Origin of the sequence: Bacillus sp. FSL K6-2944 (assembly GCF_038005385.1) — a bacterium.
Lineage (GTDB): Bacteria > Bacillota > Bacilli > Bacillales > Bacillaceae_G > Bacillus_A > Bacillus_A cereus.
Genome location: NZ_JBBOTE010000015.1, coordinates 1 through 8,923, shown reverse-complemented (window position 1 = coordinate 8,923; position 8,923 = coordinate 1). Strand labels below are relative to the sequence as shown.

The following is an 8,923-nucleotide window of genomic DNA, read 5'->3' as shown; positions in this document are numbered from 1 at the left end:
GAATCCAACGGCTTCCCCTTACTCCTGTAAGGGGTTTCCTTCTTTCGACCTTTTTTTCTTTATACACGTTTTTATACATTCCTTATACCCTGCGGTTTTTGGCTTCCCTATGCCTCGTCACATTCTTCTCTTTTTTGCATACAATCCTGCATAAACATATCCATTTTTTATTCCTTATTTTTTTCGATGTATTTGACATATTTCATAGCAAGGGAATGCTTGTATACTGATTTGTCCTGCATTCCCTTATTGTATGTATGTTATATATCTATTCTTCTTTTTCCGACATTATGACCTCCAAAATTGCCACCACTTTTTATTTTTTTTAGTCCCTACATGTTCTAATTGTTTTTGTTCTTGTATAAACCTTATAACGCCCATTAAATCACTATCTCTCTTGTTTAAATGCTCTAATATATATGCATTTTTTTGCTCAATTTTAGAAAGTAATTCTTGATTAAATTTTATTTGTTGGTTTTTAAAATCCTGAAATTCTTTTAAAAGATCATCATAGGTTTGTATCGATTCTTCTGTAACCTCATGTTCTATATCGACACCTTGTATATCTCTTTTATTATTCATTGATACAACAGCTTTTGCGGCACTTTCAAGTGTCATATCAGGGTGTTTTGAATACCTTATTAAATCTCGCATAGCTATGACATCTTTATCATAATAACCACGATAACCATTGTCATTTTTATAAAACTTATAACCTGATTTTTCCAAGGTTTGAGCGTATTTTCTAACTGTTGAATCTTTCACTTCCAAAAGCTTAGCTACATCACCAGCATTATATATTCGTTGTGTTAAGTCTGTATTACCTGCCATAGCATGCACCCCCTACATTATAAACTTCAAGAGATATAAAACTGTTCCTCTTTTATACAAATTTCTTACAATAAATTTATATTCTTTCGAAGGTACTCCTTGTTTTTGGGTGAGAGAGCTGGCTGGGGGTTTGGGGGCTAGCCCCCAGGAACTTAACGTCACTACAATCCGTGTAAACATAAAATGATAGACGATTGTACAAGGTGGTTCGGCAGGTATACTTGTAAATCCAAGTCGTATAACCTAATTCCTCGTTTTTGGTTTGATCGGCTTGGCGAAAGATAAATCCCTGCCGAAAAAAGTTAGGCAAGGACAAGAAAATAAGGTTATAAAAACATAATTATGTTTTTATAACCTTATTTTCTTGAAGGTGGAGATTTTCTGAAGCAAAGCGAAGGAAAATACTACCTGTTCCTTGCGGAACTTTTAACTATAAATATAAGAGTGAGATAGAGAAAATGAACAAATCCTTTTATATCAAGGGTTTGCTCACTATTGAGTGTTGCCAAAAAGCCACACCTGTGTTGCCAAAAAGCCACACCTATTTTTTTCCATCTATCACAAAAAAAGAAAGATGTCAATATAAAATTAACATCTAAAATAAATAAATTGGTAGTTTATGTTTTTTTCCCTGTTCACAAATAAAATTACGTAATGATTTTTTAAAAATATGTTGAGTTACTCTATCAATCCCATCTTTAGGACTACAACACATTATATTAGGATTCATAAACCATGTCCTACTAGTACAAGTTCTACCATCTTCTGTAGTAGTACCTGACTCAGCAACAGCTAAAATCCCTTTATACATTAAACCATTCATCATCTTTGAAATTTTTGAGCGATCTCTACTTAATTCTTTAGCTAAATAACTAGGTGTAGCACTATCAGAAGAGAATTCATGTTGCTCATTAATTCTCTCTATTAAAATATTTGTTTTAAATTCTATATAAGGTACTAAATCCATTAAAAAAGCTTTTTCAGAATTAGAAAGATATCCTATTTTACACAAGTAATTAATATTATCTGTAATTATTTGCACAAATTTCACCCTATCACTTGGTTTTCTTTTTTTACCAATAAAATATTCTTCACCACCAGATATTTTATTTAAAACCTGTAACATCATAGCTTTTTCTTCTTTAGAAAAACCATTATTACTAGATAATTCCTCATAAATATAATTAATTTTACTATCTCTAATTTTAGCATTCTTTTCCACATCTTCAAAATTAATAATGTTTTTACTCATTTTTTCACTCCTTATTTTGTAGAAGGAGTACGTTCAATGTGATAGAATATATCCTTAGAATGATATTGTATTTTAAACATAATATTCTAAATAAAGAACAAAACTCCAATCTATTGTTTTAAAAATCCCCTGCAAGTTTCCTAGGCTCGAGGGGATTTTTATTTTTTTCTAATATTCTATCTATCATTATAACATGGAAATATTGTCTAAAAATAATAGAAAAACATTCCATATACTGGTTTCCTATACCAATTTATTGTCTACTCTACTAACGATAACGTTTGGTTTTATCTTTCACAAATGTAAATGCACAGATAAATGCCCAAAGACCCATGCCACCCATAATAACCGCCATCACAAGCCAACCCCACTCAAATGTTTGCGACACCTTTTCATATAGCTTTGCTAAACCCAATACTTCCCATAATCCATATTTCATCCCTGTTACAAGAAGAACTGCAATCAAAGCATACAACAGAACTTGTACAACAGATACACATACTTCTTCAATCTTCTTTGTCTTAATCCGTATATTTTGTACTTCACTTGTTTTTTGCTCTATCTGATGTACTTTGTGATAAAAATCAGTCACAAGCCTATCTGTCTTTTTCTCAAAACTTTCCCCTACACTCTTATTCATTTGCTGAAAATAATGGTTTAACGTTTCCCTCAGATTATCTCTCAAAGCTTGGTCCACTTCTTTCAATTGCTCGACTTTGTTGTTCAAGTTCTCGTTGTTTTTTCTGTTCATTTTGCTGACGGAGAGTATTTGCTCGCTCACGAGCTTGTTGTTCTTCTCGATACTTTCTGCTAATTGGTCGATACGTTGCGCGATCAGTTCGTTCTGATGTTCTATCTCCGACATTCTCACCCGATAATTGATTTGTTCGCTTGTGCTCATTTCCGTCGATAGATTGTGTTCTTGTTTTGCTTTCTCCAATTTGTCGCTCAAAGCCACGTTCCATCCCTCCTATTTCATAGTCATACCCTAACTTACTTCCTCGCACCCATTTTAAGGACTCAGGATGCTTATAGGAGATTGTTTCGCCTCTTAATCTAGTTTTGATACCTAAATCATCTAGAAACGCTGTAAGGCCCTTTATATCGCTCGTACGCGTTTTCCCTATATCAACCGCTTGTCGTATTTCGTCTTTCCATGATGTTTTTCCTTTTTCTAACAATGATTTCTCCGCTGCCGTGTACCGTACTGCTGCTTGTTTTTCTACGACGACTGACAATCCTCGTGCCTGACAAATCCTATCATTCTCACTTTTTATCAAGTCTCGTTGTTTGTTACTACTATGATACTTTTTACCAGTTTCGATATTAACGGAGTTTATCACGATATGATTATGGATATGTTCTGTATCCGCATGCGTATAAATCACAACTTGATAATCTTTGGCAACAGATTGAGCTAACTCTAAGCCAATGCTATTGGCTTCCTCTGGTGTAATCTCTCCAGGTTTAAAGGACTGAATAATGGTATGCGCCTGAACTCCCTTATCTTTTCCATACAACATTCTTAATTCCTTAAAATTTGATTTCGCATACTCCACATCACAATTATGACCACTTTTTTCTACTGCTCGTTTTTCCGCATAATTGATCGTTTTGCTTGCTGATTTTGTATTTCCTAGTTTAGTTGTTGCCATAACTCATTCACTTCTTTTCGTAATTTCTCGATATTGTAATTTAAACGTGGCCAATCTACATTTCCCTCTTTATGCGCATGACAATATTTTGCAATTTGATTCATATTATTTCCCATCTGACTCAAATTCCTCGCAATCATTTGACTCGTCTCCTTATCAAATTTCGGAGAAATTAAACGACTCCCTTGTGCCTTCTTCTTTACGAAGTTTGGCACACTCATTCGCAATGTTTCAGCTGACTGCTGTAATTTTGCAAATTCCTCATCGCTCACACGAAAACTAATTTGTTTGCGCTCTTTTCGGTTCGGATTCTTCCGAAAATCGCTAGCAAACTTGTTATCTTGTTCACTCATCAAGTCCCATCCCTTCATTCCGTTTGCAACGGAAGCGTCATTCCAAATTGGTCGTAGTATCTCCAATTTTATCATTGACGCAAGGGGTTTGGCAAGCGTCGCATTTGCTAGCCACTTCGTGGCGCAAATACAGCTTGTCGGGGGTTTCCCCCAATCCCCCTTTTATTTTTTGCTATCGCAAAAAATGGCTCGCTACTGCTAGCCATAAAAAATAAATACCTTGGGCGTTGCCCAATCCCACTGGGGAACTTTTCCCCAGCCCCCATATAAAAAACACCCCCAACCCCCTCACTTTTTGAGGGGGCTCCCTCGCCGGTTGGCAGGTTCAAACGGGTAGCGTTTGAACACATCAAGAGGGTTTGGGTGTTGTGAGTATGTCAACTCCTTAATGCTCACTTCGTTCCGCTTACCGTTGACATAAAACTTAATTTTATTTTTTTATTAATGATTTATTAAACATTTATAAATTGAGTTTTATTTACAAAATACAAGAAATATTTTATTGTGCAAATCTTTTTATTATCTTTTAAAATATAAAAATATAGAACTAAATAGGTTTATAAGAAAAACTAGAAATAACAATGGAATAATTATTTTTTTACTTTTACCTAAAGGTTTAATCTTCGGTAAAAATATTGCTATATAAATAGAAGCTACTCCAAATGTAGCTACAGGAAATAAATAGTTATAAGAATTCCCTAAAAATACCCCGATAAATAAAACTATGGGGAAAGTAAAATAAAATATTTTTTGCATATATATTAACTCCTATTTTAGTAATGGGGTAAAATACGTTTCTATAATGGCTCCTATTATGAGAAGAATAATAATTGTAACAAATAAAATACTAATATCTTTAAGATCCCTTTTTATTATGTTTTTATCTTTTGATATTGTTAATTTTACAATCATATCTATTGATTTCAAACCAATTATACCACTTAAAATTAATGCAGGAACTTCAGCAAGACCATGGGGAATTAATAAAGAAAGTATTTCAAATACAGATCTTCCTTTTTCTAATTGTAGAGTTATTGAATATCCAACAATCATACCGTTTATACTAAGATATAGTACAGTCGAAAATCCAAATGTTACAAAACCAGACATAATAATAATACTTACAATAAAATTATTGAAAAACAACCCCAATAGATTTGTAGATATATTTTGTTCCCCTGGTGTTATAGAAGTAATTCCAAAAAAAACATTCCATATTAAGGGGATGAAAAAAAATAATAATGAGCAGATAGAAATTATTTTGTTTCGTTTTAGACAATTAGTTAGTATTTTCAAGGTAAATATTCTCCACTTTTTTTTCTAATTCAGCTAAGGTATATTCTGAAATATAAAATTCACTTGCAAGTAAACCATTGTGAATAATACCTATTTTGTCGCAAAATGAATGTGCTAATTCTAAAAGATGAGTAGATAATAAAACTATATTTCCTTTTTTTACATACTCTTTTAGTGTATTTTTAATTATTCTAGTACTTATTAAATCTATGCCTGTAAGTGGTTCGTCCAAAATTAATAGTTTAGGATTATGAATTAATCCTGATGCAATAGATATTTTTTGCTTCATTCCATGTGAATAGTTTTTTATTAATTGATGAGATGAATCAGTTAATTTGAATTGGAATAAAATGTTTTTAACAAATACATTTATTTCTTCATCTGTTAGGTAATAAAGTTTACCTACAAATCTTAGATATTCTTCACCGGTTAAATATTCATATAAATCAGATTTGTCAGGCACGAATCCAACTTCTTGAAGTAAACTTCCTGAGGTTAGATCTTGAGATTTCCCATTTAAGTAAATTTCTCCTTTTGTAGGTGCTAGAAGTCCTGAAATGATTTTTAGAGTTGTAGTTTTTCCTACACCATTAGTCCCTAAAATTCCATAAATTACGTTTGATTCAATAGAAAAGTTAATATTATTTAATATTTGTTTTTCATCATATGTTTTATTAAGATGTTTAACGTTTAACATTTTGAACAAACCTTTCATAGAAAGATATTTTTTTTAGAAATAACCTCAATATTATATGATTTAATATACAAATAACAATCATTATAGTAGCAGAGGAAAATAATATAATATCAGTACTGTATCCTTTTGTAACGAGATAAGAAGATAATGTACCTATTTGTAGAAAGAAAATAAAGATGATTCCTCCACTAATATTAGCGTACGTTTTAGCTTTTGATGATTCACCTATTTCTTGATAATTTTCCCAATTTAATTTTGGATAAAGACCGGTACTAGTAATTTGATAAATACCATTTAAAAATCCTGATGTCATAAAGACTATTATAAAAAATAAAATATTTGAAAATGAAATATCTAATATAAAATATAATATAAGAGCTAATAATAAAGAAATAAATGTTACAAAAATATAATAAACATTCGTTTTAGGAGACACTATATCCCATAAATTCCTTATGTTATTTGTAAAAATATGTGAATTTTTAGATTCTGAATCTACAGAAAGTATTGTTTTAAAAGAATCACCTATGATAGTAAAAAAGAAATTAGCTATGATAAAGGAAGAAATAATAAGTGTTTGTATTGGATAAATTTTAATAAATTGAGATCCTAATGGTAGTAAAAAACCTAAAAGTAACATAAAAAGAAATAACATATTAGAAATATTATTAAAGAACCAACTGTTTATACGTACAATAAAAGTAATATCTTTAGCCATAATAGCTAAAGTTCTATTACGATATTTACGAGTGAGTAAACTTGTAGTTTTATATGTTGTATTACGACTGTTAAAATAAGAAATTAAATCATGTTTCTTTAATACTAAATTCCAAATCAAAATTATCATAGTTGAAATTATAAACATAAAAAACATCAATAAGGTTATCATAAAGAGATTGAATTTTTTGTAAATAAATAGATATGGTGTATAATCAGCAGTTAAATTAAAAGCATCAGTTTTAAAAAAGTTTAAAATCGTATTAAAGCTGTTTATTGAAATATTTGTTATATAACCAATAGAAAAACCAATAATCATTGTTAACAACAAGATTAAAAAGTTTTGAATGAATGAAAATTTTTGTATTAGATTATTTAAGGATTTAGTATATATAAAATTTAACAAGCTAAATATGGTTAATAAAATATAACTAAATAATCCGTATAATATAATTAATATGGATAAATATACATAAGGGAAATTAGTAGTAGAAATTATGAAAGGAACATACAAAAGAATTAATATCAAAATTTTTTTTAAGCTTTCTCTAAAAAAAATTGCGTGTATTTGAATAATTCTATTTTGCTTGTTTTGATTTATAAATTTAGATAAATCAAGTATGAAAAATTTTGTTTTATTTTTAAAAAAAGTTAAAGACCAAAAAAATTGTTCAAGAAATAAGAACAGTAAAATAAAAGAAATAGTGGTATCAGAGGATATTTTAAATGTTTTATTTACTATTATACCCATAGAATAACTAGAAATTGTTATTAATATAAAAATTGAAAATAGAAGAAGCCATATTTTTTTGATTTTTAAGTTCCAATCTTCAAATGTTTTCCTTGAAGTAGATATATAATAAACTTTATTTATTTCATAAATTTTAGTTAAAATCAATTTCATTTTGATCCCTCAATTGAAAATTATTAAACTATAAATACTATGATATATATCATAGTATTTATAGTTATTATGTTTACCAAGATGCTGCATAAGCTTTACCATATTTTTTTGCTAATGTTTTTGCTGTTACTACAATGCCATATCCAATTGCTCCAACACCAGTCACTACACCAAGTAATCCAATAATAGCGTATAAGTCACCAGCTGCAGAAATAATATCCACTGCTTTTTTTGCCGCATAACCTGATATACCTAATGTAGATGAGAATTCAGCTTGTCCAATAAAAACTTTGGAGGATGCAAATTGTATTGTCGTACTATTAATTGTAGATACGTACAATAAAAATGCTCCAATAAGTGCCGATGTTCCACCAATAAGAAATAAAAACTTGTTTTTATTATTTGCTAGATTCATTTTTTTCACCTCCTTTAAAATTATAATAAAGTTAATATAATCAGTTAAAAACTGTTTATATTAAAGTACGGATGATTTGTTGAATAATAGTACTTGAACATAAAATAATATAATAAATAATTGATATTATTAGAGAGTTTGTTTTATTCAAATCTGTTTTCTTAAATAAAAGTACGAAAACAGTTACAGTTGATATCCAAATAAAAGGATCAAAATATTGTAAAATGATATTATTACTAAAAATGTATAATGTTTCGTAATTACCCATTAAATAATTTATAATTGCTAAAATAATTCCTTTAATTGATAGAATAGCAATTCCTATTGATGAAATAATTATAAATTTTGATTTTTTTTCTTTTGAATCTAATAAAAAGGAAACAAACCATAATATTAGACCACATACAAATACTGACAATAGTGTAACTATTAAGTTATAAACTTGTATTGAATATAATATTATTTCAAAATTTGCCATAGATAATGTTGAATTAGCATGAAAATCGGAATTAGAAAATGTCCGTTTTAGTTCTGAATTTATACTTAAATATAAAATAATGTTTGAAAAGGTAATGAATAACAAACAAATTAAGCTAAGTTTTTTATTTAGATTTAAAGACATATTTGTTACACCAACACTTTCTTTGAATACATAATATACCAATAGAAAGTTAACATAATATACCAAAATAATCAAGTTTTAAAAAGATTCAAAAAACACATTAACCTAGTACACTTCCTGAAAATTGCAAAACGCATATGATATACATCCCTAGTTACCATAACGTCTCATTATCGGTAGC

11 protein-coding genes are annotated in these 8,923 nt (G+C 29.3%); all 11 read right to left on the bottom strand.

What is annotated here, in order from left to right:
• Positions 1-288: 288 nt before the first annotated feature.
• Positions 289-831 carry a DUF3967 domain-containing protein gene (locus MHH55_RS35975; RefSeq protein WP_340882881.1) on the bottom strand — a complete coding sequence of 181 codons (543 nt, stop codon included), beginning with the start codon at positions 829-831 and terminating at the stop codon, positions 289-291.
• Positions 832-1,426: 595 nt separating this feature from the next.
• Positions 1,427-2,083 carry a MarR family transcriptional regulator gene (locus MHH55_RS35970; protein ID WP_340882879.1) on the bottom strand — a complete coding sequence of 219 codons (657 nt, stop codon included), beginning with the start codon at positions 2,081-2,083 and terminating at the stop codon, positions 1,427-1,429.
• Between the two features lie 268 nt (positions 2,084-2,351).
• Positions 2,352-2,768, bottom strand: coding sequence for a hypothetical protein (locus tag MHH55_RS35965; protein ID WP_340882877.1), 417 nt, complete (start codon positions 2,766-2,768; stop codon positions 2,352-2,354).
• Positions 2,758-3,738: a relaxase/mobilization nuclease domain-containing protein gene (locus MHH55_RS35960; protein WP_340882875.1), complete on the bottom strand. Its 981-nt coding sequence runs from the start codon at positions 3,736-3,738 to the stop codon at positions 2,758-2,760. The genes MHH55_RS35965 and MHH55_RS35960 overlap by 11 nt, the downstream gene beginning before the upstream one ends.
• Entirely contained in the window at positions 3,720-4,091 is a 372-nt protein-coding gene (locus MHH55_RS35955; RefSeq protein ID WP_340829633.1) for a plasmid mobilization protein, read from the bottom strand. Before MHH55_RS35955 ends, MHH55_RS35960 begins: the two co-directional genes overlap by 19 nt.
• A 519-nt stretch (positions 4,092-4,610) precedes the next feature.
• Positions 4,611-4,847, bottom strand: coding sequence for a DUF5970 family protein (locus tag MHH55_RS35950; RefSeq protein WP_127064411.1), 237 nt, complete (start codon positions 4,845-4,847; stop codon positions 4,611-4,613).
• Positions 4,848-4,859: 12 nt separating this feature from the next.
• Entirely contained in the window at positions 4,860-5,387 is a 528-nt protein-coding gene (locus MHH55_RS35945; protein WP_164727848.1) for a stage II sporulation protein M, read from the bottom strand.
• Positions 5,371-6,084, bottom strand: coding sequence for an ABC transporter ATP-binding protein (locus MHH55_RS35940; RefSeq protein WP_127064409.1), 714 nt, complete (start codon positions 6,082-6,084; stop codon positions 5,371-5,373). The genes MHH55_RS35945 and MHH55_RS35940 overlap by 17 nt, the downstream gene beginning before the upstream one ends.
• On the bottom strand, positions 6,071-7,705 hold the full coding sequence (locus MHH55_RS35935; protein WP_127064408.1) for a hypothetical protein: 1,635 nt from the start codon (positions 7,703-7,705) through the stop codon (positions 6,071-6,073). The genes MHH55_RS35940 and MHH55_RS35935 overlap by 14 nt, the downstream gene beginning before the upstream one ends.
• Before the next feature lie 73 nt (positions 7,706-7,778).
• Positions 7,779-8,120 carry an uberolysin/carnocyclin family circular bacteriocin gene (locus MHH55_RS35930; protein WP_127064407.1) on the bottom strand — a complete coding sequence of 114 codons (342 nt, stop codon included), beginning with the start codon at positions 8,118-8,120 and terminating at the stop codon, positions 7,779-7,781.
• A gap of 55 nt (positions 8,121-8,175) precedes the next feature.
• On the bottom strand, positions 8,176-8,742 hold the full coding sequence (locus MHH55_RS35925; RefSeq protein ID WP_127064406.1) for a hypothetical protein: 567 nt from the start codon (positions 8,740-8,742) through the stop codon (positions 8,176-8,178).
• Between the last annotated feature and the right edge of the window lie 181 nt (positions 8,743-8,923).

Coding starts and splice junctions, on each gene's coding strand:
- MHH55_RS35925 (WP_127064406.1), bottom strand. CDS start 8,742: ATGTCTTTAAATCTAAATAAAAAACTTAGCTTAATTTGTTTGTTATTC.
- MHH55_RS35940 (WP_127064409.1), bottom strand. CDS start 6,084: ATGTTAAACGTTAAACATCTTAATAAAACATATGATGAAAAACAAATA.
- MHH55_RS35950 (WP_127064411.1), bottom strand. CDS start 4,847: ATGCAAAAAATATTTTATTTTACTTTCCCCATAGTTTTATTTATCGGG.
- MHH55_RS35930 (WP_127064407.1), bottom strand. CDS start 8,120: ATGAATCTAGCAAATAATAAAAACAAGTTTTTATTTCTTATTGGTGGA.
- MHH55_RS35960 (WP_340882875.1), bottom strand. CDS start 3,738: ATGGCAACAACTAAACTAGGAAATACAAAATCAGCAAGCAAAACGATC.
- MHH55_RS35975 (WP_340882881.1), bottom strand. CDS start 831: ATGGCAGGTAATACAGACTTAACACAACGAATATATAATGCTGGTGAT.
- MHH55_RS35935 (WP_127064408.1), bottom strand. CDS start 7,705: ATGAAATTGATTTTAACTAAAATTTATGAAATAAATAAAGTTTATTAT.
- MHH55_RS35970 (WP_340882879.1), bottom strand. CDS start 2,083: ATGAGTAAAAACATTATTAATTTTGAAGATGTGGAAAAGAATGCTAAA.
- MHH55_RS35955 (WP_340829633.1), bottom strand. CDS start 4,091: ATGAGTGAACAAGATAACAAGTTTGCTAGCGATTTTCGGAAGAATCCG.